This is a genomic window from Ruminococcus sp. (genome assembly GCF_045129435.1).
In the GTDB taxonomy this organism is placed as follows: Bacteria; Bacillota; Clostridia; order Oscillospirales; family Acutalibacteraceae; genus Ruminococcoides.
This window is the reverse complement of the sequence record NZ_JBGVJL010000110.1, coordinates 1-22915: the sequence shown is the minus strand read 5'-3', so window position 1 is coordinate 22915 and position 22915 is coordinate 1. Positions and strand designations below refer to the sequence as shown.

The 22915-nt window shown below is 40.6% G+C and carries 30 protein-coding genes and 1 pseudogene; 3 read left to right on the top strand and 28 right to left on the bottom strand.

Going from position 1 to position 22915, the window contains the following annotated elements:
- Positions 1 to 90: 90 nt before the first annotated feature.
- The 10 genes from ACJMMI_RS05515 to ACJMMI_RS05470 form a co-directional block, all read right to left on the bottom strand.
- Positions 91 to 759 (bottom strand): potassium channel family protein, encoded by a 669-nt coding sequence (locus tag ACJMMI_RS05515; protein ID WP_405354210.1) that lies wholly within the window; start codon positions 757 to 759, stop codon positions 91 to 93.
- Positions 760 to 771: 12 nt separating this feature from the next.
- Positions 772 to 2115, bottom strand: a complete 1344-nt coding sequence (locus tag ACJMMI_RS05510) for a TrkH family potassium uptake protein (protein WP_405354209.1) — start codon at positions 2113 to 2115, stop codon at positions 772 to 774.
- Positions 2116 to 2217: 102 nt separating this feature from the next.
- Complete coding sequence (locus ACJMMI_RS05505; RefSeq protein ID WP_405354208.1) at positions 2218 to 3612, bottom strand: NCS2 family permease; 1395 nt, start codon at positions 3610 to 3612, stop codon at positions 2218 to 2220.
- A 763-nt stretch (positions 3613 to 4375) separates the two neighbouring features.
- Positions 4376 to 7249, bottom strand: coding sequence for a preprotein translocase subunit SecA (gene secA, locus ACJMMI_RS05500; protein ID WP_405354207.1), 2874 nt, complete (start codon positions 7247 to 7249; stop codon positions 4376 to 4378).
- 31 nt (positions 7250 to 7280) lie between these two features.
- Positions 7281 to 8678, bottom strand: coding sequence for a penicillin-binding transpeptidase domain-containing protein (locus tag ACJMMI_RS05495; RefSeq protein WP_405354206.1), 1398 nt, complete (start codon positions 8676 to 8678; stop codon positions 7281 to 7283).
- A gap of 72 nt (positions 8679 to 8750) precedes the next feature.
- Positions 8751 to 10424, bottom strand: coding sequence for an FtsW/RodA/SpoVE family cell cycle protein (locus tag ACJMMI_RS05490; RefSeq protein ID WP_405354211.1), 1674 nt, complete (start codon positions 10422 to 10424; stop codon positions 8751 to 8753).
- A 283-nt stretch (positions 10425 to 10707) separates the two neighbouring features.
- Entirely contained in the window at positions 10708 to 11460 is a 753-nt protein-coding gene (locus tag ACJMMI_RS05485) for a heparan-alpha-glucosaminide N-acetyltransferase (RefSeq protein WP_405354205.1), read from the bottom strand.
- Between the two features lie 11 nt (positions 11461 to 11471).
- Positions 11472 to 12218, bottom strand: a complete 747-nt coding sequence (locus ACJMMI_RS05480) for an ABC transporter permease (protein WP_405354204.1) — start codon at positions 12216 to 12218, stop codon at positions 11472 to 11474.
- Between the two features lie 2 nt (positions 12219 to 12220).
- A complete protein-coding gene (locus tag ACJMMI_RS05475) occupies positions 12221 to 12946 on the bottom strand; it encodes an ABC transporter ATP-binding protein (RefSeq protein ID WP_405354203.1) in 726 nt (241 codons plus the stop codon).
- A 9-nt stretch (positions 12947 to 12955) separates the two neighbouring features.
- Positions 12956 to 13369, bottom strand: a complete 414-nt coding sequence (locus ACJMMI_RS05470; RefSeq protein WP_405354202.1) for a helix-turn-helix domain-containing protein — start codon at positions 13367 to 13369, stop codon at positions 12956 to 12958.
- A 336-nt stretch (positions 13370 to 13705) separates the two neighbouring features.
- Between ACJMMI_RS05470 and ACJMMI_RS05465 the strand changes: the two genes are divergently transcribed.
- The gene (locus tag ACJMMI_RS05465) at positions 13706 to 14341 is read left to right on the top strand and encodes a dockerin type I domain-containing protein (RefSeq protein WP_405354201.1); all 636 of its coding nucleotides are present in this window, start codon (positions 13706 to 13708) and stop codon (positions 14339 to 14341) included.
- Here the strand turns inward: ACJMMI_RS05465 and ACJMMI_RS05460 are convergent.
- On the bottom strand, positions 14317 to 14853 hold the full coding sequence (locus tag ACJMMI_RS05460; protein WP_405354200.1) for a hypothetical protein: 537 nt from the start codon (positions 14851 to 14853) through the stop codon (positions 14317 to 14319). The two genes, ACJMMI_RS05465 and ACJMMI_RS05460, sit on opposite strands and share 25 nt — an antisense overlap.
- 140 nt (positions 14854 to 14993) lie before the next feature.
- Here ACJMMI_RS05460 and ACJMMI_RS05455 point away from each other — a divergent pair, with 140 nt between their 5' ends.
- Together ACJMMI_RS05455 and ACJMMI_RS05450 are read left to right on the top strand one after the other, a co-directional pair.
- On the top strand, positions 14994 to 15176 hold the full coding sequence (locus ACJMMI_RS05455; RefSeq protein WP_405354199.1) for a type II toxin-antitoxin system HicA family toxin: 183 nt from the start codon (positions 14994 to 14996) through the stop codon (positions 15174 to 15176).
- Between the two features lie 49 nt (positions 15177 to 15225).
- Complete coding sequence (locus ACJMMI_RS05450) at positions 15226 to 15630, top strand: type II toxin-antitoxin system HicB family antitoxin (RefSeq protein WP_405354198.1); 405 nt, start codon at positions 15226 to 15228, stop codon at positions 15628 to 15630.
- Positions 15631 to 15671: 41 nt separating this feature from the next.
- Here ACJMMI_RS05450 and ACJMMI_RS05445 read toward each other — a convergent pair whose 3' ends face one another.
- The 17 genes and pseudogenes from ACJMMI_RS05445 to ACJMMI_RS05365 form a co-directional block, all read right to left on the bottom strand.
- Positions 15672 to 16352: a hypothetical protein gene (locus tag ACJMMI_RS05445; RefSeq protein WP_405354212.1), complete on the bottom strand. Its 681-nt coding sequence runs from the start codon at positions 16350 to 16352 to the stop codon at positions 15672 to 15674.
- A gap of 60 nt (positions 16353 to 16412) precedes the next feature.
- Positions 16413 to 16472: pseudogene (locus ACJMMI_RS05440) on the bottom strand (zinc-ribbon domain-containing protein); the annotation flags it as partial.
- Positions 16473 to 16585: 113 nt separating this feature from the next.
- Positions 16586 to 16993, bottom strand: a complete 408-nt coding sequence (locus ACJMMI_RS05435) for a Gp15 family bacteriophage protein (protein ID WP_405354197.1) — start codon at positions 16991 to 16993, stop codon at positions 16586 to 16588.
- A gap of 15 nt (positions 16994 to 17008) precedes the next feature.
- The gene (locus ACJMMI_RS05430) at positions 17009 to 17437 is read right to left on the bottom strand and encodes a hypothetical protein (protein WP_405354196.1); all 429 of its coding nucleotides are present in this window, start codon (positions 17435 to 17437) and stop codon (positions 17009 to 17011) included.
- Complete coding sequence (locus tag ACJMMI_RS05425) at positions 17434 to 17952, bottom strand: minor capsid protein (protein WP_405354195.1); 519 nt, start codon at positions 17950 to 17952, stop codon at positions 17434 to 17436. The genes ACJMMI_RS05430 and ACJMMI_RS05425 overlap by 4 nt, the downstream gene beginning before the upstream one ends.
- A 4-nt stretch (positions 17953 to 17956) precedes the next feature.
- On the bottom strand, positions 17957 to 18376 hold the full coding sequence (locus tag ACJMMI_RS05420) for a hypothetical protein (RefSeq protein ID WP_405354194.1): 420 nt from the start codon (positions 18374 to 18376) through the stop codon (positions 17957 to 17959).
- Positions 18377 to 18378: 2 nt separating this feature from the next.
- Complete coding sequence (locus ACJMMI_RS05415) at positions 18379 to 18747, bottom strand: hypothetical protein (protein WP_405354193.1); 369 nt, start codon at positions 18745 to 18747, stop codon at positions 18379 to 18381.
- A gap of 16 nt (positions 18748 to 18763) precedes the next feature.
- Entirely contained in the window at positions 18764 to 19642 is an 879-nt protein-coding gene (locus tag ACJMMI_RS05410) for a hypothetical protein (RefSeq protein WP_405354192.1), read from the bottom strand.
- Positions 19643 to 19660: 18 nt separating this feature from the next.
- Positions 19661 to 20221, bottom strand: a complete 561-nt coding sequence (locus ACJMMI_RS05405; RefSeq protein ID WP_405354191.1) for a phage scaffolding protein — start codon at positions 20219 to 20221, stop codon at positions 19661 to 19663.
- Entirely contained in the window at positions 20193 to 20798 is a 606-nt protein-coding gene (locus tag ACJMMI_RS05400; protein WP_405354190.1) for a hypothetical protein, read from the bottom strand. The genes ACJMMI_RS05405 and ACJMMI_RS05400 overlap by 29 nt, the downstream gene beginning before the upstream one ends.
- A complete protein-coding gene (locus ACJMMI_RS05395) occupies positions 20743 to 21009 on the bottom strand; it encodes a hypothetical protein (protein ID WP_405354189.1) in 267 nt (88 codons plus the stop codon). Before ACJMMI_RS05395 ends, ACJMMI_RS05400 begins: the two co-directional genes overlap by 56 nt.
- Positions 20999 to 21382, bottom strand: coding sequence for a DUF4417 domain-containing protein (locus ACJMMI_RS05390; protein WP_405354188.1), 384 nt, complete (start codon positions 21380 to 21382; stop codon positions 20999 to 21001). The genes ACJMMI_RS05395 and ACJMMI_RS05390 overlap by 11 nt, the downstream gene beginning before the upstream one ends.
- A complete protein-coding gene (locus ACJMMI_RS05385) occupies positions 21366 to 21629 on the bottom strand; it encodes a DUF4417 domain-containing protein (RefSeq protein WP_405354187.1) in 264 nt (87 codons plus the stop codon). Before ACJMMI_RS05385 ends, ACJMMI_RS05390 begins: the two co-directional genes overlap by 17 nt.
- Positions 21630 to 21777: 148 nt before the next feature.
- Positions 21778 to 22140 (bottom strand): hypothetical protein, encoded by a 363-nt coding sequence (locus ACJMMI_RS05380; RefSeq protein ID WP_405354186.1) that lies wholly within the window; start codon positions 22138 to 22140, stop codon positions 21778 to 21780.
- Positions 22141 to 22144: 4 nt separating this feature from the next.
- Positions 22145 to 22396 carry a Lar family restriction alleviation protein gene (locus ACJMMI_RS05375; protein ID WP_405354185.1) on the bottom strand — a complete coding sequence of 84 codons (252 nt, stop codon included), beginning with the start codon at positions 22394 to 22396 and terminating at the stop codon, positions 22145 to 22147.
- Positions 22389 to 22622 carry a hypothetical protein gene (locus ACJMMI_RS05370; protein ID WP_405354184.1) on the bottom strand — a complete coding sequence of 78 codons (234 nt, stop codon included), beginning with the start codon at positions 22620 to 22622 and terminating at the stop codon, positions 22389 to 22391. The genes ACJMMI_RS05375 and ACJMMI_RS05370 overlap by 8 nt, the downstream gene beginning before the upstream one ends.
- Complete coding sequence (locus tag ACJMMI_RS05365) at positions 22619 to 22774, bottom strand: hypothetical protein (RefSeq protein ID WP_405354183.1); 156 nt, start codon at positions 22772 to 22774, stop codon at positions 22619 to 22621. Before ACJMMI_RS05365 ends, ACJMMI_RS05370 begins: the two co-directional genes overlap by 4 nt.
- Positions 22775 to 22915 lie beyond the last annotated feature (141 nt).

Genomic DNA, 22915 nt, shown 5'->3' with positions numbered 1-22915 from the left:
CCTGTTCTTGCCTTGCCTAAATCAACTGCTGCTATTATCATATTATCTTCCTTTCAAAAACAGGGAACTCAGCCGAGTTCCCCTTTATTTTTACTTTCTTGACGGCCTTTTCACATCTGACGCAACCTTGAATACATCGCTTGACTTGCCAAGCACTACAAGGTGGTCTTTTTCATCAAATACATAATCGCCGCCGAGATTAAGATTAAGTTCGCCGCCATTTTTTACCGCAATAATATTAATATTATGTTTGCGGCGAACATCAACATCCATTACCTTTTTACCAATCCAAGCGGTAACTACGGGAATTTCAAAAATTGAATATTCAGAGGTAAGTTCAATGTAATCGAAAATATTGTCATCATTAAATCGTACTGCAAGGTTTTCGGCGATTTCTTTGTCAGGATATACAACCTCGTCTGCACCGATTTTCTTTAAAAATTCAACCTGTCTTGACCTCTTAGCTTTGGCAATTACATACTTTGCACCAAGCTCCTTTAAAATTGATGTAATTTCAAGGGAAGCATAAAAATCCTCGCCGATTGTAACAAAGCAATAATCAAAATTATTCACTCCGATTGATTTTAAAATTCCGTCTGCCGAGCAATCACCGCAAAAAGCGTCGCTGAATTCCGGCGAAAGCTCCTGAATTAAATCTTCGTTTTTATCGGCAATCATTACTTCATTGCCAAGATCCTGCATTTTTCGGGCAAGATAAATGCCCATTGTTCCCATTCCTATTACAAGTACCGACTTCATAAGTTTATCTCCTTAGCCAATTAATATCTGTTCTGTAGGGCGTTTTACGGGTGCTTCGGGTTTTCTTTGACCGAACACAAGCACAAGCGAAAGTCCGCCGATTCGACCGCCGTACATCATTATCATTAATATTATTTTTGAAATTATCGACATTTGATTGGTTATTCCCTTTGAAACGCCAACCGTACCCGCCGCCGATGCGGTTTCAAACAATACCTGCGACATTGAAAAGCCCTCAACGCTGCAAATTATCATTGATGAAAGCATAACCGCAAACAGGTAAATCAAAATTATAACTGCCGATTGCTTTACCACATCAGAGGCTATTCTGCGTTTGAAGGTGTTTATATCGTCACTGCCCTTTGCCATTGAAAATACGGCAAGCACTACAACAGCTATTGTAGTGGTTTTAAGACCGCCTGCTGTTGAACCCGGGCAACCGCCAATCAGCATTAAAATAAGTGAAAGCATTGTGCCTGAATCCGAGAGATTTGAGAGGTCTATTGTGTTAAAGCCTGCTGTTCGGGTTGTAACAGACATAAACATTGCATTAACTATCTTTTGCGGAATAGTTTTGTCGGCAAGCTCACCGTTGTATTCAAAAATAAAAAATCCAATTCCGCCTGCAAGAAGTAATATTCCCGTTGCAACAAGTACAATTTTAGTATGCAGCAAATATTTTGAAAAGTGAAATTTATTTTTTAGCACATCATTCCACACAATAAATCCAATACCGCCGATTACGATAAGCGACATAATAATAATGTTTACATAATAATCGTTTGTGTAATAGGTAAGTGATGAATACGGACTGCGAAATCCCATTAAGTCAAAGCCTGCGTTGCAAAATGCAGAAATTGCGTGGAAACAGCTATAGTAAATTCCCTTTAACACACCCATTTGCGGAATAAAGCGAAAAGCAAGCAAAATTGCACCTATTCCCTCAAATATAAAAGTGCCGCCGATTATTTTTTTAACAAGCTTTAGAGTGCCGTCAATCTGAGTATTGCCGGACGACTGCATCATCATTTTACGCTCACGCAGGTTTATTTTTTTACGCAGAAAAATTGAAATCATTGTAATTATCGTCATCAGTCCCAAACCACCGATCTGAATCATTACAAGAATTACAAGCTGACCGAAAATAGTCCAATGCGTAAAGGTATCAAAAACTATAAGTCCCGTAACGCAGGTTGCACTAACGGATGTGAAAAGTGAGTCAATAAAATTTGTCCATTCCCCTGTTTTAGAGGAAATTGGAAGGCACAAAAGAAATGTTCCAATAAGTATAACAGGAATAAAGCTCAGGGCAATCATTCTGGTATAGCCGAGCTTTGAAATTAATTTGCTTATCATCAAGCATTCACCGCCTTGATTTTTATTGTATCACATAATATAGGAATACACAACAAAAAAATGCCCCTGCAAGCATTTTGCAGGAGCATATATTTGTAAATTTTAAGATGCCATATGAAGCACTATGGTTATAATACGCACAACAAAGAGTGCTGCCGCAACCCACATAACAGGGTGAATCTGCTTGATTTTACCTGTAACAATCTTGAGGATAACCCAAGAAATGATACCGAACATAATACCTGTTGCGATAGAATATGCAAATGGCATCATAATGATTGCAAGGAAGCCACCAACTGTGTCTGCAATGTCAGACTCAAAGTCCATCTGAGTGATGTTCTTGAGCATTAAAAGACCAACGAATACAAGGGCTGGAGCTGTTGCAAATGATGGAATTGCAAGGAAAATTGGGTAGAAAGGAATTGCAAGAAGGAAGAGAACGCCTGAAGTCAAAGCTGTAAGACCGGTTCTGCCGCCCTCAGCAACACCTGTTGTTGACTCAACATAAGAAGTTACAGTTGATGTACCAAGGCAAGCACCTACGCAAGTACCAACAGCGTCAGCCATTAAAGCCTTACCAACTCTTGGAAGCTCACCCTTTTCATTAAGAAGGTTGCCCTGCTGAGCAACACCGATAAGTGTACCTACTGTATCAAAAAGGTCAACAAAAAGGAATGCAAATACAATAACTGCAAAGTTTACTACATTCTGAGCAACATAAGCAAAATCAAACTTAAAGAGAGTTTCTGTTGCCATATTCTGAACAGGAGCAAATACTGCATAGTTTGAGAAATCAGGAATAAGTGAAGTACCCTGATACCAGCCGCAAAGCTGAGCAATAATGCCTAAAACATATGTAGCAATAATGCCGATAAGGATTGAACCCTTAACCTTGAAGTGCCACAAAGCAGCTACAATAAGAAGACCAACTATAGCAAGAACAACATTAGCTGAGCCTAAGTCGCCAAGTGTTACAAGTGTTGATGACTGAACTGCTGTGCCGTCATAGTAAGCGTCAGAAACAATAACACCTGCACCCTTTAAACCAACGATTGTAATGAAAAGACCGATACCTGCCGAAATGCCAAGTTTTAAGTTCTTTGGTACTTTATTAACAAGTGTTTCACGGAACTTAAAGAGTGAAAGGATAATAAAGATTATACCTTCAACGAGGATTGCTGTAAGAGCAACCTGCCATGGGTTTGTGATACCCTGTGCAGTAAGCTGTGGAACAACTGTGTATGCAAAGTAAGCATTGAGTCCCATACCGGAAGCAAGAGCAACAGGATAGTTAGCAAAGAATGCCATAATAAGTGTAGCAAATGCTGCTGAAACTGCTGTTGCGGCAAAAACTGCACTTGAGTCCATTCCTGCGGCACTGAGCATACTTGGGTTTACAGCAAGTATGTAAGCCATTGCAAGGAAGGTGGTAATACCGGCAACAACTTCTGTTTTTACCGTAGTACCGTTTTCTTTGAGTTTAAATAGTTTTTCCAATTAGAAAACCCCTTCATTAAATTTTTATACAAAGCCAAAAGGCAAATGTAACCGCATTAATACTAAAAGTATGACATTTTTCGAGCAAAAAGTCAATGCTTTTAAAGCTGGAAAAATATTTTTGTAGGATACTATAAAATATTCCGTTAATTTTTTAACATTAGCACAATAAAGTGTTAATATGATAATTTTGTATGCGAATAAAACAAAAATTCCGACCTTTTGAAGATCGGAATTTTTAGGTTATAGGTTCTGTTTTTAATGTTGGGGTGATATTGATAAATTATGGTTTAGCAGAAAGTTTCGGATAAATAATAAAAATTTAGGTCGAGCCTTTTTAAGGCTCGTGGGTTTGGGCAACGCCCAAATAAAGTTGTTTTCATAACAGTTCATATAGCACAAACAGCGTTGCTGTTTGTGTGCTAAAGCAACATTTGTCAAAACAGGCGATAGCCTTTTTAAAGAAATACTTCATTAAAATAAATAATAAAGAAGAATGGCTTTTTGTGTTGCTGTCGCATTATAAAGCTTTCGCTGTTGTGTTCAAGCCGCCAAACAGCAGGCTGTTTGGCTATCAAACCCTTGCATTAGCTTAAAGTATGGTGGGCTTTGCCCACACCCACAACCTTTGAAAAAGGTTGACCAAATTTTTATGTCCGAGTATAAAGTCTGCAATAAGTCAAGCAGAAATTTCCCGACCATTACAAACCATAATCTACCCCAACTATTGACATAGAGCCGAGTTATATAGATTTTTCAGGAATTATAAATCTTTGCCGCAGCACTTTTTGTATTTTTTACCGCTGCCGCATGGACATGGATCGTTTCTACCGATTTTTTTGCCCTTACGAATAGTCTTGTTTGCGGTATCTGTGCCGTCACCAGAGGTTTCTGTAGGCTGAGCAACCTGCTCACGCTTTAGGGCAATTTCAATCGGGCTTTCCTGTGGCTCATCTTCTTCACCGTTGTTGAGAACAACCTGATGTGCAGCCTGTGCCTGCTTTAATGCCATACGCTTTGCAGCCTCAATAGCATCCTGACGCTTCTTAACCTCATATACCTTCTTAGGCATAATAAGCATCATTTTAACTGTATCTTCTCTGATGCTCTCAATCATTTCGTCAAACATATCAAAGCCCTCAATACGGTACTCAACTACAGGGTCATGCTGACCGTATGAACGGAGTCTGATACCTGACTTGAGCTGATCCATATTGTCGATATGATCCATCCAATGAGTATCAACGCTCTTGAGAAGATATACACGCTCCATCTCACGGATTGTTTCAGCCGGCAAGAGCTCTTCATTCTCTTTATAAATTTCTGTAGCGTCTTCAATGAGCATTTTCTGAATATCCTCAGGCTCCATATCCTCAAGGTCATCAAGGTCAAAGTCATATCGGCTTTCATCTTTGATGAGCCAATCCTTATAATAATCCTTTAAACTCTGGAGATTCCAATGCTCACGAGGGCCTTCAGGAAGATACTGTTTAACGCTTGTTGCGATTGTATCTTCAATCATCTTGTAGATAGTATCGTGCAAGTCCTCACCGTTAAGCACCTGATCACGCTGACCGTAGATGATCTCTCTCTGCTTGTTGAGAACATCATCATACTGGAGTACATCCTTACGGATACCAAAGTTACGAAGCTCGATTTTCTCCTGTGAGCTGTCGATAATGTTTGAAATCATCTTAGTGTCAATAGGTGTATCCTCATCAACATTAAGACGCTCCATAACCATCTTCATTCTGTCGCCGCCGAACAAACGCATAAGGTCATCTTCGGTAGAAAGGAAGAACTTGCTGACACCCGGGTCACCCTGACGGCCTGCACGACCCTTGAGCTGATTGTCAATTCGTCTTGATTCGTGACGCTCTGTACCGATAATGTAAAGACCGCCTGCTTCTCTTACCTTTTCAGCCTCTTCCTTGATTTCCTCTTTATATTTTGAGTTAAGCTCCTCAAATGTCTTTCTTGCATTGAGGATTTCCTCGTTATCGGTTTCTGCGTGACCTGTTGACTCCTCGATAAGCTCGTCTGTAAAGCCCTGCTTACGCATTGATGCCTTAGCCATAAACTCTGCATTACCGCCGAGGATAATATCGGTACCACGACCTGCCATATTGGTGGCAATGGTAACTGCACCAAGCTTACCTGCCTGAGCTACGATTTCAGCCTCTTTTTCGTGCTGCTTAGCGTTGAGCACATTGTGCTTAATACCGTGCTTTTTGAGCATTTTTGAAAGTTCTTCTGACTTTTCAATAGAAATTGTACCGACAAGCACAGGCTGACCTTTTTCGTGAGCCTCAACAACTTGGTCGATTACATTCTTAAACTTGCCCTTTTCTGTCTTGAATACAGCGTCAGGGAGGTCAATACGCTGAACAGGTCTGTTTGTAGGAATTTCTACAACATCAAGCTTGTAGATTTCCTGGAATTCCTCAGCCTCTGTCTGAGCAGTACCTGTCATACCTGAAAGTTTATTGTAAAGACGGAAGTAGTTCTGGAATGTGATTGTGGCAAGGGTTTTGCTTTCGTTCTGAATTTTTACGCCCTCTTTAGCCTCAATAGCCTGGTGAAGACCTTCGTTAAATCTTCTGCCATACATAAAACGACCTGTAAATTCATCAACGATGATAACCTCACCGTCCTTAACAACATAGTCAACATCAAGCTTCATAATGCCATGAGCCTTAATAGCCTGATTTACATGGTGCTGAATTGTAAGGTTTTCCGGATCTGTAAGGTTATCAATGCCAAAGAATTCCTCGGCTTTTTTAACACCGTTCTGTGTAAGGGTAGCTGTTTTCTGCTTTTCATCTACTACATAGTCAATGTCATTTTCCTTGTAGTAATCCTCCATATCCTCTTTTGCGTCAAGCTCTTCAAAACGCTGCACCTTTAAGGTTCTGGCAAATTTATCTGCTCTTGCATACAAATCTGTTGACTTGTCGCCCTTACCTGAGATAATAAGCGGTGTTCTTGCCTCATCAATGAGAATTGAGTCAACCTCATCGACAATAGCGTAAGCGTGACCACGCTGTACTTTCTGCTCCTTGTAAACAACCATATTATCACGGAGGTAGTCAAATCCGAGTTCGTTGTTTGTGCCGTATGTAATATCTGCCTCGTAAGCCTTTTTCCTTCCCTCATTGTCAAGTGAATGAACAATAAGACCTGTTGTAAGTCCGAGGTATCTGTAAAGCTTGCCCATCCACTCTGAGTCACGGCGAGCAAGGTAATCGTTGACTGTTACAATGTGTACGCCCTCACCTGTAAGACCGTTAAGGTATGCAGGAAGTGTAGCCACCAAGGTTTTACCTTCACCTGTTTTCATCTCGGCAATTCTGCCCTGATGAAGTACAATACCACCGATAATCTGTACAGGGTAATGCTTCATACCAAGCACACGCCAAGCACCCTCTCGGCATACAGCAAAGGCATCAGGCAAGATGTCGTCTGTAGTTTCGCCGTTTGCAAGACGCTCTTTAAGAACAGCAGTCTGGTTTTTGAGTTCGCTTTCGCTCATAGCTGCATACTTGTCCTCAAGAGCAAGTACTTTATCGCAAATAGGCTGAATTCGCTTTAATTCTTTTTTACTGTAATTGCCAAACAAGGCTTTGAGAATATTCATATATTAATTTCCTTTCGGTATAAAATCTTTGTTACTGTACGGCAGCCGCACCGAGTGACTTTGCCGCCTGAATCATAGCCGCCTCAACAACAGGGCCGGCATAAGTAAAGCCAAAACCGGAATCTTCAACAACGCAGGCAAAAGCAAGCGGACAATCCTCGTCCTGAGCATAGCCTACCATCCAGCCGTTTGGGCCTTTATCTTCGCCCACCTCGGCAGTACCGGTCTTTGCGCATACCGTAAGACCGCCAAACAGGTCATCACCGTAGTAATCGGTCATAGTAAAACGCATCATATCGTCAAGCTCTGACGCTGTGCTGCTGCTGAAAAGCTCATTTGTACTGTCTGAACCGCCAAGACCGAGAACGCCTAAAATTGAGCCGTCCTTAATCATATAAGGTTCTTTTGTTTTGCCACCATTTGCTATTGCACCGCAAACGATAGCCATCTGCATCGGGTTTACCTTGTCATTATACTGACCGACACCCGACCAACCAAGCTGGTTTGTGTTTGCGTCGGTTACATTGTAATTACCCTTTGCGGTTTCGTTGTCATCAACGCTGAAGCTGCTGTTTATGCCTGCTTTATTTGCTGTAGCGGTCATCTTTTCTTCGCCAAGCTCCACGGCAAGCTCTGCAAAAACAATGTTGCATGAATGTGACATTGCCTCTTTGAAATTGATATAACCGTGTGGTTCAACGCAGGTTACATCACTTCCGCCAATATCTTCCTTGCCTGAGCAGTACCAGGTACGCTCGTTGATGTCGGGAAGATTTTCAATGGCACAGGCTGATGTTATTATCTTAAAAATCGAACCGGGTGCATATGTTGAAGAAATTGTATTGTCAAGATACACACCCTCGTAATCCTTTTCGTTTTCCTCGGTAATTTCGGGAGGTGCTTCCGGATCGTAAGCCTTGGTGCTTACGGAACAGATTACCTCGCCCGTTTTATAGTTATATATAACGCAAGCACCGTCTTTGCCATAGCTTGAAAGTACATCGTAAGCCGCTGCACAGGTGTCTGCATCTACTGTCAGATTAATGTCGTTGCCCTTTCTGAGAGAATCGGGCATATTGAGTCCCCAAATAAGATTATAACCAATAAGCTGGGAACGGTATCTGCTCTGCAAAGCAGTTGAAATATTTGAAGAATTGTCGCCTATCGTGTGCAGAAGCGAGGTTCTGACACTTTGGCTTTCATTATATACTCTTTTGCCGTCAACACTCTGAGCCAGAATATTGCCGTTGCGGTCATAAATTGTGCCTGCCTTTGCAAGTCCATCTGTTCCTGCAATGTGGTAGTTATAGTGCTGATCTACCCAGTCGCCTGAATTTGCAACGAGCTTGTAGGCAAAAAAGCCCATACCGCCTATAAACGCAATAGTAACCGCAAAAATGAGGGTACTTCTGCGTAGCACTCTTTTCATTCAAACACCGTCCTTTCTCTGATTTATTCAGAGGGTACTGCTTAAAGCAATACCTCATTCGGTTTTGTAAGATTATTTTTTAACTGCATATGTTCTTTCATCTGCCGCTTTTATGAATGCAACAAGTCCCCAGCATGAGAGAACACTTGAACCGCCACAGCTGATGAACGGAAATGTTACACCGGTAAGCGGAAGAATGTCGGTTGCACCAAAAACATTGAGTGAAAGCTGTATTACAAGCAAACCTGCGGCACAGCAAGCAGAAATTGAATAGAATGTACTTCTGCTTCTTGTGGTGATTGCTCTTGCATAAATAACAAGGCAGGCAACCGCAATGGCAAGGGTAATTGCAACAATTACGCCCATTTCCTCAGAAACCAACCCAAAAACGAGGTCACTTTCAGACGCACCGACGCCCTTTAAAAATCCGTTGCCAATGCCGACTCCGAAAAGTCCGCCGCTTGCTATATATGTAAGCACATGAGTTTGCTGATAACCTAAATCATTAGCGTATTCCCAAGCATGTCCCCAAGCCTTGAAACGGTCGAGAACATAGGATTTAAAACGCAGTACGATTGACACACCGAAAACAGCCGCCGCAATAGCGAGAATTACTGTTTTGAAGTCGCCTGAACGCATAAATGAGATTAAAAGGAAGGTCATAAAGAATATGAGAGCTGTACCAAAGTCACCCATTAATGCCAAAAGTCCGACACAAACAGCCGAAAATATAATAAATTCAAGCAAATTCTTTTTTGTCTGTAGTCTGTCAAGTGTGTTTGCACCGATAAATATGTATATAATTTTTACAAGCTCTGACGGCTGAACCGAAATGCCGCCAATGCTGATCCAGTTTGCCGCTCCGTAGGTAATTTTACCGAAAACAATGCTCACACCGAGCAGTCCGACTGCGGCAATCATAAGTCCGTATCTTAGTTTTGTCGAAGATGTTCTGTCGGGATCTTCTATAAATTTTATAATAACGCAGAACAGCACCATTCCCACAACGGCGGCAATAAGCTGTACATACGCTGAGCGTTCCACCTGCCTTACAAGCAGCATTACGCCCACACCCGTTAAAAACAAAGCAAGGCTTTCAAGCTCAAAGCTCACCCTTTTAAGCACCTTTGTTGAAACAAAGAAGAATGTCCACTCTGCAACTGCAAGGCAACCGAAAAGCACAAGCGGTGAATACTTGTTTGTGCCGTCCTGCCAAAAAACAGCCTCAACACACATAAAGAAGTGGAAAAGCGTAATTAAAAGCATAAGCTTCCATGATTTCATAGCAGGCTTGTTGCTGACTTTTTTAAAGAACCAGCTGTAGCGTAAGTTTTCGTCATAGTCCTCGCCACGCAAAAACTGGAACTGCGAGTTTCCGACACTGATTATATCGTCAATCAACACTCGTGTTCTGCCGTGAGCCTCTTGACCGTTTACATAAGTACCGCCCTTAGAGCCTGTGTCACAAATATACCAACCGCTTGCCCTTCTTAAAAGCACACAATGGTTTCGTGAAACAGCGGGATCATCAACAACTATGTCGCTCGACTTGCTTCTGCCTATTGAGTTTTCCCAGAAAATAACAGGAAGCTTCAGTCCTGTTTCTGCATTATAAAGTGTAACAAGAGGCTTTTCAGGCCTTCTGCGACGACGCATTGCCGCATAACATTGATATACAATTATGATAGCATATACGGGCATTAACATTCGTAATGCAACAATGGCTAAATCGTAAATTACTGTCATATCAAGCACAGGCATCCTCCTTGCAAGCATAGCTAAAGTTATACATTTATCATAATACCGCATTTTGGTAAAAAAGTCAATAAAAATAAAGGCGGTTGACCATTCAACCGCACAATTTTATTTATTGATAGCTGTTTTTACAAAGATATTACAACAAATGAAACATTTCCGCTAAAACGCACTTTGCAATATTCCTAAATTACGGATAATACGCACTTTAAATCAAAACACTATTATTATATTGCTATAACACCATATTATAATGTTAAATAAATTCATCTAATCAATACCCGTAAATAATTGTCATAATAAGCATTATTATGGGTTGGTGCAGAAGGTAAATTACAAGACTGTATCTGCCAATGGTATTTAAGACAGGAACTTTGAAATAAAAATATTTGTCCCACTTCATATTCTTTATTATACGCCACAAAAATATTCCGAATATAAACAAGAACAGCCACGGAAGTATAGGAAAATAATCGCTCGATGTAAAATCAGCAGAACGAAAGCCTAAAAAAGACAGATATTTATATTCATACATCGACTGAGGAAGTTCTAAAAGCTGTATTCTTAAAAAGCCTATGTAGCCGTTAGGTACTCCATAAGTAACAGCATAGATTAAAAAGCTCACTGCCGCACCGATTGCAGGAGGAATAGAGTTTAAAAACTCCTTTAACGGTGAACAGATAAGCATTGAAATACCGAGCAGATTTAGTATTCCGAACCACACTGCCTGACTTGGAATTGCAATGGCGGTTACTATAGTTACAATAAAACCGCACAGACTCACGATTATTCCGTTTCGCACAGTATGATGTGAAAAATTAAAGGATACTCCCGAAACTATAATAAATGATACACAAATAAATCTTTCCCATACGGCGAAAAGCGTACCTGCAAACAGAGTACCGTCACCGTATATCATAAATACATCGTACAATGCGTGGAACACAACCATATTTATGATTGCAAAGCCACGAATTGAGTCGATAAGGTCATATCTTTTATTATTTTTCAGAGTATCCTTTTTCATTCAAAAAATCCTTACTTATCCTGTTTCATTCTGCGGTTGAACAGATACACAGCACAAGCAAAAATTACAACAGCATACGCAAATACCCAGAGCAATTCAGGGAAAATTTGCGCATAGTCGCCGTCAAGCACCGCCCTCAAAGCATTTACACAATGCACAAACGGCAGAAAGCCTGCAATTTTTTCAAAAGTACCGCCAACAAGCGACAAATCAAACCATATGTTAGAAAGCCATGCCGATAAATTTGTAAGTACTGCACCGCACAATATACCTACCATTTTATCACTAAAAGCTGTTCCGCACAATAGGCCTATAGAAATATAAAGAAAAGCCGGCACAATGCTTACAACCGCTGCAAGCAGAATGTTTGCCGAAAACTCAAGTCCGAAAATCAGAGCAAACAAGCATGTTACAAGAGTCTGAGCAACAGCCATAGGAATAAGTGGCAAAATATAGCCGATTATGTAGCTGCTCGGCTTGAGCGGTGAGGTGTAGAGTCTGATAATAAAGGCTGTGCACCTGTCCTTTGAAACCAAAAGTGCTGAAAAAAGCGACAGAAATACAAGTCCGAAAGCTGAAATTCCGCCTGTAAGGCTTTTGATTTCAAACAAGGTCATATGTGCCTCTTTAGGAATGCTTGAATTAATAATTGACAATAAAGTCAGCAAAACGAGTGGAAAACCAATGCCAAATATTACAGTCAGCACATCTCTTTGCAATTCCTTTGCATTTCTTGACGCAAACGCTAAAGTTCTCATAATCACTTACCCTCTTCCGCAATTTTTACAAAAGCGTCTTCAAAAGTTGTGGCTTTTGCCCTTTGTTTTAATTCCTCTGCCGTACCCTCGGCAACAAGTCTGCCCTTAACCATAATTCCAATACGGTCTGAAAGCGACTCTGCCTCCTCAAGGTAATGGGTTGTCAGAATAATTGTAATTTTACCTTTCAATGAACTGATTTTGCCCCAAAGCTCTCGCCTTGCAATTACATCAAGTCCCAATGTCGGCTCGTCAAGAAAGAGTATTTCCGGCTCACTGATAAGAGCCATTGCAATACTTAATCTTCTTTGCCAACCGCCCGACAAGGTTTTTGCCTTTGATTTTGCCACATCACCAAGTTCAAAATCATCAATTATACTCTGGGTTTTCTGTACTGCAGCCTCTTTATCAAAGCCATAGATTTTTGCCATCAGCTCAAGATTTTCTCTTACTGTAAGATTTGGGGCAACCGCTGTTTCCTGCGGTGAAACATTAATAATTCTTTTCACCTTTTCGCTGTCGTTTATTAGGCTGTTGCCGTTTAAAACTGCGTCACCGCTTGTCGGCTTGATAAGGCAGGAGAGCATTTTAATTGTTGTTGACTTGCCTGCACCGTTCACACCGAGCAAGGCATACATTTCACCTTTATTTATAGAAAGATTAATTGAATTTACGGCAACCTTATCTTTGTACTTTTTTGTAAGGTTTTCGGTTTTTATAGCTAACATAACAAAGCCTCATTTCTCAAACACAAATTCACTTGCTACCGAACGATTAAGCTTGCCTATGCCAAGTCCACGCTTAATATCGCCCACAACCAAAAGCTTGTCGCCCGGCTTTATGTCAAAAACATCTCTTGCGTGCTTTGGAATGACAATCTGCCCACGCTCCCCGACCTTTACAATACCGAAAACATATTTACCGTCTTCGGAATTTCCCTGCTCTTCGTCAACAGAGATTTTATTATGTACAAGCTCATCAAGTGAAATCTCATAAAGATTTGCAAGTTCGCTACATTTTATAACATCCGGTACACTCTCGCCGCTCTCCCACTTAGCAACAGACTGACGGGAAACATTCATTTTTTCAGCAACTTCCTCCTGAGAATAGCCTTTTGCCTTGCGGAGTGCCTTTAAATTCATACCAATCATATTTTTCACACCTTTCATATTTTTAGTATATCACAGCAGTTTCCCATTAACAACCAACCAAAACATACAAGATATGTAAAAATCGGTTGCATAATAAAAATATTGAAAGTAATTTTTAAAACAATAAAATATCATATTATAGCATAACAAATTTATATATAGCTATATTACACAACAACCATTTTATACTGCACTAAAAAATTCAGTACTTTTTTGTCGAGAAAGGGATATTATTTTGTATAGGTTTGTAGTATAATTACAATAAACAGTTTAATATACAGATGTTTTTTGTAAATTAAATTAATTATATTATTAAGTAAAAAGAGGAACAAACTTATGAAAAAGATTATCAAGACTGTAATTACAGTTTCTGCTTTAGCGAGTATGATTTTAGTACCTACATTTTCAGCTTCTGCGGTCGGTCCGTATTTAGATACCGGTGATGTTGACAACAACGGAAGGGTTGATGTAAATGATGTTACACTCCTACAAAATTATTTAGCCGGTGATGCAACTCTTAGCCCATATGAGGCATATGCAGGTGATGTTGACTTTAACCGAGTAAACGATGTTGTTGATGTTTCTCTCATCCAGTCACACATAGCCGGAGATTATAAATTTATAAGAAGAAGCACACCAATCTATTTCAATTATGTTGTTAATTTAAATGCCAATTTTGATTCAGGCAAAGCTATGGTAGGTATGCCCGTTACATTTGTATCAAATGCATATAACAGTGCAGACCCATTTACATATGAGTATTTAGTAAATGGAGAAGTTGTTCAGCCTAAGTCATCTGCTGATACATTCACTTATACTTTCAGCAAAAGCGGTACATATAAAATTACTCTTAATTGCTACAACGCCTTTGATGTATGCAATGAAAAGACTATTTATTATACAGTAGTTGACCCATACGAGAGTGATACTCCTGTTATTTGCGGTATTCATAGCATAGTCGTAATGCCTTGAGCAACAGTCTTTGCCGAAAAAGCAACCGCCTGACTTACCGTGTCAGCTACGCTTTTTGCAGTTTCCCCAAGCTTTTCAAAAGCCTTAACTGCAACCTTTATGCCCATTGTGATGAAATCAGTTGAATTTGTAATATCATCTGCCATATCCTCTGTGTCTGAGCCGATATTATCAGTCGCTCCCGACACACTCCCCGACATCTTCTCTGTTGATTGCTTTATATTTTCGGTAGTAGCTTTTGCCGAACTCTCTACCTCTTGAGCTGTCTGTTTTGCCGAATTTTTAGCCTGCTCGGCTTTTTCCTGCGTGGCAGTAATTTCACGCTTAGCGGTACTTTCAACCGCTTTTGCCGTTTTATCTGCCTGCTGTTTAGCTGTCTGAGCCGTAGCCTTAGCACCTGCCTGAGCCTTACTCTGAGCCTGTGCAATGGCTTTATTGATTTTTGCAATATCGCTGTTAAGACCGCTTGTGTCGATTTTAGTATTAAAAATCAAACTGCCATCAACCGCCATATATTCACACCCTTTCCGTTAGATTTTGGATATAAAAACAGCGTACACCCGAAGATGCACGCTGTAATTAGCTTATTATTTTTTTAAAAGCATTGACAATACGCATAGTGCGTGTTATAATATTAATCGGAGGTGAGGGAATGAGGTTTAGAGAAATTGAAAAAATTCTCCTTGCTGACGGTTGGTATCTGAAAAATGTGAGAGGCTCACACAATCAGTACATACACCCCACCAAGAAAGGAAAGGTTACAATACCCAATCACCGAGGTGATTTAGATATTAAAACCGCTAACTCAATTCTCAAACAGGCAGGGCTGAGATAAAGCCCTGCGCACCTCACCGCCTTTATTATATAACAAAGGAGAGCTTGCTATGAAATTAGTTTATCCGGCTGTATTTTCACCATTAGAACAGCACAACGGTTATTGTGTTACATTCCCAGATTTACCGGGTGCGGTAACAGAAGGCGACACCCTGGCACAAGCACTTGAAATGGCTGTTGATTGTGCAAGTCTTTGGGTACTTGATGAACTTGAAAACGGAAATTCTGCACCAAAAGCTACTGCTCCGTCAGATATTACACTCGAAAATAAAGAAGATTTTATTAATCTTGTAGTGCTTGATATGGACGAATATGCAGAAAAATACGGTCAGAAAGCGATCCGCAAAAACTGCACAATCCCCGCTTGGCTCAACACTCTTTCCGAAAAAGAGCATATTAACTTTTCCGCCGTATTGCAGGAAGCTCTGATTGAAAAGCTTGGCATAAATAAATAACCGCAAACTAAAAGCCACCCCGTTTGGAGTGGCTGTTTTCTTTAGTTATTCAACTCATAGTATTCAATATCAATTTTAGGTAATGTAACACTACTGCCCAAAATAGATGTATAAGTGTAAGCTCCGTCACAAGTGCCCCAGAAGGTAATTACATCATCTTCTAAAATTCTGTCCTCACCCTCAGGTATTACAATAGTCGCATAGATTGTATCTGTCCAAAAAACATCATCAATATACTCATATTCATTCTTAGTTACATTGATACGCAAATCTACAGTATCAAACCAACCCTCAGAAACCTGTATAACTTCGCCTGTGAATTTATACTTATTGCCTTTATATTTGTCAGGATTTCGTGAAAGGTCTTCAAAACTAATTGTAGAACAATCATCTTTAAACTCCTGTTCTGCTTGAGCAGGGTCTTTTGTCGGTTCTTGGGTTGTGGGTTCTTCGGTAGTTGGTTCAACCGTTGTTTCTTCTTCTGTAACAGGCACTGTTGTTTCCTCGGCTCTGCTACTGTAAGAATAGGTAGGTGTAGTGGCATACTGGTTACTTTCGCTGTTATTAGTTCCCATGCTTAAACCAACTATCATCAAAAATACAAACAATAATCCTATTCCTGCAAATACGCTACCTGTAACAATTAAAGCTATTTGCCAACCCTTTGAGCCTTTTTTCTGAGGCTGTACAGGCATATTTATATTTGGTGGTACTTGGTTCATAGGTTTACTTATTGGTTGTATTTGTTTAGGAGGCTGAGGTTGCTTATTAAATTGCAAACCACATCCCTCACAAAATTTGACATTAGGTTTGTTCTCTCGTCCACATCTTGGGCACTTCATAAAAATCTCTCCCTTTAGTATGTAATGTTACGATAATTAACATTTATTAAATATTACCAAAAATATACATAAAAGTCAAGAATTTTATTAAAATAAACAATTTTACAAAGTACCTATACAATATTGTTTATAAAATCTTCCTCAGCGTCAAGTTCTGCTTGTTCCTCGGGGGTGAGTTTTTCTTTTATATCGACAAGTTCTTTATGCTCGTTGTAAAAATCAAGCTCCCACTTTTCGAGTTTCTTGCCTTTTGCTCGTTTTTGCCTGATGTTCATCACCTGAGAGAGTAATCCGTCGCCTACCTCGCTGAAATATCCGAGAAAAGTCCACCAATGCAGATAATCTTTAGCCCTCGTTTCAAAACCTGCTACCTTGTTGAGTGCAGGGAAAATAATGCTTTCATCATAGCTCCAGTCAATAACCTTGGTTGGGGCTTTTTTAGATTTATGCACATCTCCGCCGTCAATAAACCACATAGCTTTTTTCATAAGTTTACCGATATCGGGTGTTGATGCTGCCATAATAATTCCTCACTTTCAATTTTCAATAGTGTATTGGGCGGTGATTTGCAATTGGTACTGCACACCGCCGTTGTTGTTTTCGTCAGGTATGCTGTAAAGCATTCCGTTTGAGCAAGTGAGTTTTTTAAGCTCACCGTATAAAATACTGTCGTCGACTTCAACTTCTATGTCGCCCTCTGCGTGCCGTTCAAGCCACATTTGCAGTTCAAGCAACATTCCGCTGTTTACAAGTCGGTCATAGTCGTTGAGCGACTGACAGGTAGCGTACAGGATAAAGGTGTGATTGCGTGTTTGATTTCCTAAAATGTCTTCGCTGACAAGCGTGTCGCCTGTCGGAGAAAGTCCAAAATCCTGTACTTTGTTTGTTGAATAATCAATGTGCACAAGCTCGCCGATTTTCGGGAACTCCTGCAAAACTGACCTTACAAGTTCGATTATATTCATTTTGCATTACTCCCAAGTCTTCTTGCCGCCGCTTGCAAAATATCCCCTTTGCGGTCGGCTTTCATTCGTTCAAACCACATTTTGCCCGCAAGCGGGTGCTTGTCTTTGCTGTACTGAATATCTCTGCCTGTCGGGTGTTTTTTCTTGCCTTTAGGACTTCGCCAGCCAATAATAATACCGTCACCGTCATAGTGTCCGAATACGATATGCTCCGTACCGTCTTTTTCTCGCACAATCGGATAGTTAGGACCATATACCTTGCCATAGTAAAGATACCTTGCATAAGGTGTAACCTGTTTAATTTCTCCACTGCCGATAACGGTATGTATAGTTGCGGAGTTTTCAAGCACACCCATTTTAAAAGGTGTGTACGGCTTCATCAGCTTAATGCAATCTTTGTCAACTTCTCGTTGTGCTCTTGCTATGTGCTTGTTAAAATCATTAGCAAAATCTTTGTTCCACTTGAGCGACAAAGCACCGTCAAGATTTGCAGGTTGTTTTATAATAATATCCATTTAATCACCTCGCAGATACTTTGATGTGCTGTAAATCCGCAGGGCCGTAAAGCAAGCGGTCAATACTCATCACTGTGTGAATTTCGTATTTGTTACGCAGTGTTTTTAGGCTCTCAGATACGCTGCTGTCGCTTGAATTGTCAAAAATGAAATTACACTCACCCTTAACAATAATGTCTTGAGAGGGATTTATAGGCGATATATCGGCATTTAAAAACAAGTGCTTGCTCGGAAGCAAGAGCTTGTCAGGAGTAAGCACAAGTGCCTTTAACGGAATGTAGATAACTATTCCGTCAGCGTTCTGCATTCCGCTTTTAAGCACATTAGCGGCTTTGCACTCCTGCCAATGGCAATGCGGAATAATAAGCCTGTCAAAGCCTTTGCCGTTGAACCTGTAAAGGGTAAGCATGGTATCTGTAAACATAATCAAACACCCCTATACAAAAGGTCTGTGTCTGCAAGATACTTATATACCGCTGATTTAATGCTTTTGTTAAGCTGTTTTCTGCGTGTGTCAGTGCCCTCATACGAGCGTGACACATCTCCGACTTTTTCCGATGTTATGCCCTCGCTGTTGCTCATATTGTCGGCTTTATACATCAGTTCTGCAACCTCACAACAGCAAAGCTTTACAGGCTCGATTATATCCTTTGTATCGTCAATATTTGAGCCTGTGTAAGCGTTGATAATAAGCGTCGCCTCTCTTGCGTAGTAGGCAAAAGCGGAGGTAATGACCGCTTTTCTGCCACAGAGGTATTCGGTTTTATAATAGTTTTCGTCAGCGTAAGCGGTCATACTTTAAGCACTCCTTTTAGCCTTTAACGGCAGCGTGAAGATAAATGCCGGCTGTCTTATTTTCGTAAACATCAGCAATACCAACCATTCTGTAGCCGAACTTATAACCGTCTGAGCTCTGATTTACAGCAGGCTCAATTACCTTTGTATCAAGGTGCTTTGTAAACTGAATAAGTGCAGGCTTATGAATAATCATAAAGTTGATGTTAGAAGCGGTAGTCGCTTTCTGATAACCGCCCTTCTTCTTGTCTGATGATGTACCGTCAAGCTGTTCAATGGCTGTATAGAAGCGTGTCTGCGGTACTTTAGTAATCTTAGAAAAACCGCTTAACACCTCTTTTGACTTAGTTGTGTCAAGGTCCTGAATAAGACCGTAAAGAGTAGAAGTGATAAAGAGGTATCTGCCCTCGTACGGTACTTCGTCCTCGTCCATCTGAGTTGAGCCTTTGCGGAGTGCCTCAATAACCGCTGAACCTGTAGTGAGATTTGCAGGAGTAGCGGAAGTAATGCCTGCGTGGCTTGCATACTGAGCAAAGCGAAAAGCGTCAAGCTCCGGCACAACCTTTGTGCGAATAAATTCGCCTGAAAGTCTGCCAAAGGCAATGCCTGCGGTTTCAATGTTATCCATTGTATCAACTGTAAACATTCTGCCTCTGTCAAAGTTACACTTGACAGTTTCGTTTGTGAGTGCCACATCACCGTCAACATATCCGCCGTTGCGTGAATAATTTGCAAGACCGTCCATTGAAATCATCGGAATAATAAGTTCGTTGGAGTTTGCCCCTGCCGTTGCAAGGTCAGAAGCACCGTCAAGCTCGCTTGTAAGTGAACTCTGCTTGTAAACCTCATCAAGCAAAGTAGTGTAAGTTTTAAAAAGTGCAATAGAATTTGCCATAAATTTTCACCTCATTAATTATTTTTCGTCTGTACTAAGTCCCATTGCCGCTCTCATACTTGCAAGAGGGTTTGACTTAATACCTGCGTTTCCTGTATCTTTCACAGGATTTTGAAAAGGCTCATCGGAGCCGAACATATAGCCATTTTCGGATTTCACGCTTTCAAGAGCCTTAGTAATATCTTCTGCCTGATTTTTTGAGCTTTTAAGACTGTCAAGGTCAAGCAAAGCCTTAACCGCCGTTGCGTTTCTCGCACCGCTCTTTGAAATAGCACCGTCAAGAACAGAATTAAATTCCATATCGGCAATTTTTGTCTGATATTCGGTTTCCTTGTCTTTAAGGCTTGTGTTGAGTTTTGCAATCTCGCTTTTAAGATTTTCAACATCCACACCCTCAAACTTCTTGAGTGCCGTCTGTGCGGTTTCAAGCTGTGATTTGTAATTATCTCTTGCGGTTGTAATTTTTTCAACCTCTGCAACAGTCTTGTAATTTGCAAGCACCGCCTTGTCAAACTCTGCCTTTTTCTCATCGGGAATCGTAATACCGATTTCAGAGAGAAGTGTGTGTATGTTCTTCATAATAAAAATCCTTTCTGCATAGCTTGTATTCCGCTTTGCCTGCGGTAGAAGCAGTATTTGTAATTGTAAGTCCTTTGTCTTTGTCAAGGCTGTGATATTCAAGCCTTGTGTAATATCGGTCATCGATTTTTTTGAACTCGGGGAAAATCACCTTTACAAGCCTGTGTCTTGTATCAAACTCAATCGGCACAAAGGCATTTGCCGAAATATATTGCACACTGTCGCCGCCGAGCGGCTTAATCACCATTGCGCCCGTTGCAAGTCCGGACTGCAATTCAGAATTAAGCTCCAAAACAGCCTTGTCAAAGATTTCCTGCAAGGCTTGATTGCTTATGCTTACTGTCATTTCATTAAGCGTAATGTTTGCAAGCTCTCTTGTAATTGCCTGCTCAAGTCCGAGGCTGATTGCATCATCGGACAGCCAGGGAGCAGAGCCTGAAAAGCAATTCTGCCACAATTCGATTGCTTGTAACATCTCATCGGTGATTGCAGGCTTAATTCCTAATGCCTGTTTAACATCCTTAAGCGGAAACAACGCTCTCCACACACCTTTGAGTGCCTTTAAATTCTTTTTCATAAAGAGAACTGCTCCTGTCTGTATAAGTAGCACCATTCCAATATCTTTTTGATACCTTTCCTGTTATATCTGTAAATTCAACAACACTTGCTTTTCTTGATCTTCCTTCCTGCAAAGCATTGCTAAACTGTTTAGCATTTTCTCTAAACGCTGTTAATGGACTTACAGAATAGCTTTTACTGCTACCCGAACTTCCGCCTCTACCACCCACAGATTTTCGCCTCCCTGAATTTTTCCTGAAACGCTCTTATCCTGACAATGTTACCCATACATTCATCGGGAACATTGCCGTAAAATATAATCGTTTCGGGGTGTAATCTTTTTATCATTTCGTTATAGCCGTTCAAAAACAGCTCTTTTGCCGGTTTATTATTCTGAGTACCAACGCTTGATACTGCAACAGTACCGCCCTGCGGCTCTCCGTCAAAGCACCATTCAAAACTCTCCTCGTCGCTCCAACAGATTGTGGGGATAACCTCAATACCGTTTAACTGCCAGTACGCACCGAGCCAATGCTTGCGGTAGTGATTGTAAATCTGCAAGGCTTTCGGAAAGTCTGAATACAAGCTAAAATCGGGTGACATAACGCAGGTATATTTTTTTCAGTAGGTCTATGTATCTGTCCGGCTTATTCCACAGCCTTGTAAACTGGTAATCGTCAAGAAAGAAATGTATTCCGCAGTCGGTTTTCTTACTGCTCATAGCCTCGTTAAATCCGATAAATTTATCAGCACTGATTGTTGTAGGCTCAATTTTCGGAATATCAAAATCACCCTCACCGCAAAATACCGCTCGTGTGGTGTTTTCATAACTCAGTCTTGATTTATACATACTACACCGCCTTTATATACAGCAAAACCGCCCTCATCAGAGAGCGGTCAGCCGTTATTTTTGAAAAAGGAGAACTACAAAATGCCTCTTATTGTTGGTTTCTTCATTTTATATTATATCACACCTAAAACGAAAAAACGAACAACTTTTACCAACGGTGTCGGCTGCACATAATCCTTATGTTATCGGGAGTATTTATTCCTCCTGTATCAGCTGCAATCTTCGCCCAGCTGTACCGTAGGCTCAGGTGCATAAAAAGGCAGTTCTCCACAAAATCATCACGAGAGAGGCTGTTGAGTGCTGCGTTTCGGCGGATTTCAAGGTTTTGTATCTCTCGCTGAATATCGGCAATCTGCACCACCGCATTACCGACCTTGTCAGAGGTTTGACCTGCACTCGGTAAGTCCGACAGCTTAGGCGATGTATTGTCAGCCTCGGCAGCTATGCGTGCAATCTTAGCTTTCAGTCTCGTAATCTCTCGGTTTATGTCTTTGATTTCTTTCGCTGTCAAGTTATCACCTCATATCAATATCAACTGTACCGGCATTGCTGATATATGTAGTATGTTTAATAACACGCTTATTCCAATTTTTGATTGCTGTTGCTCTGTCGGTACTGTAATCACCAAAGCAGGTAGCAGATGCACAATCATCATTAGTACACTCAAACATATACATTTCTTCGTCAGCGTCTTTCGGATTTATGTTCTCAAGTGTTACCTTACTGCCACAGAACGGGCAAGGCTTAATTATAATCAATTCACTCATCGTTCTTCGCCTTTCTCTTTTCGATAATTCTTCTTTTGTGTTCTGCTTCTCGCTGTATCATGGAGTTATATTCTTCTTCGCCGATAATTTCCTTGAAACAGCTTTCGCAGTAATCTAAATTAAATCTGCCACCGTATGTAGTGTATGGTCTTACGGTCAATTCAACTTTCCTGTGGTCGTCAAAGTTTAATTGTTTTCCACACTTGTTGCAAAATGTTTTAGTCATTCTTCTGCCTCTCTTTCAAGCCAATGTTTTTTGCAATCAGCACAATTACCATTAAATTTGTCACAATTAAATTTGTTACAATGTTTCATTGGGATATCGTAAATACAAGCAGGTAAAATACGATAACTCCGAGCCATTTCATCTGCTGACATTTAGGTTACTCTGCATTGCATAAAGTCAAGTGCCTGCTCACTACACTGTATACCTTTGCGATGAAAGAGGATATAGTAAACAAAGACTATGCAACCTTTATCGAATTACCAGAGCAGGAGGAAACCACAGCTACGAGATTT

Coding starts and splice junctions, on each gene's coding strand:
- ACJMMI_RS05480 (WP_405354204.1), bottom strand. CDS start 12,218: ATGAGAACTTTAGCGTTTGCGTCAAGAAATGCAAAGGAATTGCAAAGA.
- ACJMMI_RS05420 (WP_405354194.1), bottom strand. CDS start 18,376: ATGTTTACAGATACCATGCTTACCCTTTACAGGTTCAACGGCAAAGGC.
- ACJMMI_RS05490 (WP_405354211.1), bottom strand. CDS start 10,424: ATGACAGTAATTTACGATTTAGCCATTGTTGCATTACGAATGTTAATG.
- ACJMMI_RS05465 (WP_405354201.1), top strand. CDS start 13,706: ATGAAAAAGATTATCAAGACTGTAATTACAGTTTCTGCTTTAGCGAGT.
- ACJMMI_RS05435 (WP_405354197.1), bottom strand. CDS start 16,993: ATGGCAGCATCAACACCCGATATCGGTAAACTTATGAAAAAAGCTATG.
- ACJMMI_RS05445 (WP_405354212.1), bottom strand. CDS start 16,352: ATGAACCAAGTACCACCAAATATAAATATGCCTGTACAGCCTCAGAAA.
- ACJMMI_RS05470 (WP_405354202.1), bottom strand. CDS start 13,369: ATGATTGGTATGAATTTAAAGGCACTCCGCAAGGCAAAAGGCTATTCT.
- ACJMMI_RS05475 (WP_405354203.1), bottom strand. CDS start 12,946: ATGTTAGCTATAAAAACCGAAAACCTTACAAAAAAGTACAAAGATAAG.
- ACJMMI_RS05400 (WP_405354190.1), bottom strand. CDS start 20,798: ATGAAAAAGAATTTAAAGGCACTCAAAGGTGTGTGGAGAGCGTTGTTT.
- ACJMMI_RS05415 (WP_405354193.1), bottom strand. CDS start 18,747: ATGACCGCTTACGCTGACGAAAACTATTATAAAACCGAATACCTCTGT.
- ACJMMI_RS05515 (WP_405354210.1), bottom strand. CDS start 759: ATGAAGTCGGTACTTGTAATAGGAATGGGAACAATGGGCATTTATCTT.
- ACJMMI_RS05370 (WP_405354184.1), bottom strand. CDS start 22,622: ATGACTAAAACATTTTGCAACAAGTGTGGAAAACAATTAAACTTTGAC.
- ACJMMI_RS05425 (WP_405354195.1), bottom strand. CDS start 17,952: ATGGATATTATTATAAAACAACCTGCAAATCTTGACGGTGCTTTGTCG.
- ACJMMI_RS05430 (WP_405354196.1), bottom strand. CDS start 17,437: ATGAATATAATCGAACTTGTAAGGTCAGTTTTGCAGGAGTTCCCGAAA.
- ACJMMI_RS05375 (WP_405354185.1), bottom strand. CDS start 22,396: ATGAGTGAATTGATTATAATTAAGCCTTGCCCGTTCTGTGGCAGTAAG.
- ACJMMI_RS05390 (WP_405354188.1), bottom strand. CDS start 21,382: ATGTCACCCGATTTTAGCTTGTATTCAGACTTTCCGAAAGCCTTGCAG.
- ACJMMI_RS05455 (WP_405354199.1), top strand. CDS start 14,994: ATGAGGTTTAGAGAAATTGAAAAAATTCTCCTTGCTGACGGTTGGTAT.
- ACJMMI_RS05365 (WP_405354183.1), bottom strand. CDS start 22,774: ATGTCAGCAGATGAAATGGCTCGGAGTTATCGTATTTTACCTGCTTGT.
- ACJMMI_RS05385 (WP_405354187.1), bottom strand. CDS start 21,629: ATGTATAAATCAAGACTGAGTTATGAAAACACCACACGAGCGGTATTT.
- ACJMMI_RS05405 (WP_405354191.1), bottom strand. CDS start 20,221: ATGAAGAACATACACACACTTCTCTCTGAAATCGGTATTACGATTCCC.
- ACJMMI_RS05450 (WP_405354198.1), top strand. CDS start 15,226: ATGAAATTAGTTTATCCGGCTGTATTTTCACCATTAGAACAGCACAAC.
- ACJMMI_RS05495 (WP_405354206.1), bottom strand. CDS start 8,678: ATGAAAAGAGTGCTACGCAGAAGTACCCTCATTTTTGCGGTTACTATT.
- secA (WP_405354207.1), bottom strand. CDS start 7,249: ATGAATATTCTCAAAGCCTTGTTTGGCAATTACAGTAAAAAAGAATTA.
- ACJMMI_RS05510 (WP_405354209.1), bottom strand. CDS start 2,115: ATGATAAGCAAATTAATTTCAAAGCTCGGCTATACCAGAATGATTGCC.
- ACJMMI_RS05460 (WP_405354200.1), bottom strand. CDS start 14,853: ATGGCGGTTGATGGCAGTTTGATTTTTAATACTAAAATCGACACAAGC.
- ACJMMI_RS05485 (WP_405354205.1), bottom strand. CDS start 11,460: ATGAAAAAGGATACTCTGAAAAATAATAAAAGATATGACCTTATCGAC.
- ACJMMI_RS05410 (WP_405354192.1), bottom strand. CDS start 19,642: ATGGCAAATTCTATTGCACTTTTTAAAACTTACACTACTTTGCTTGAT.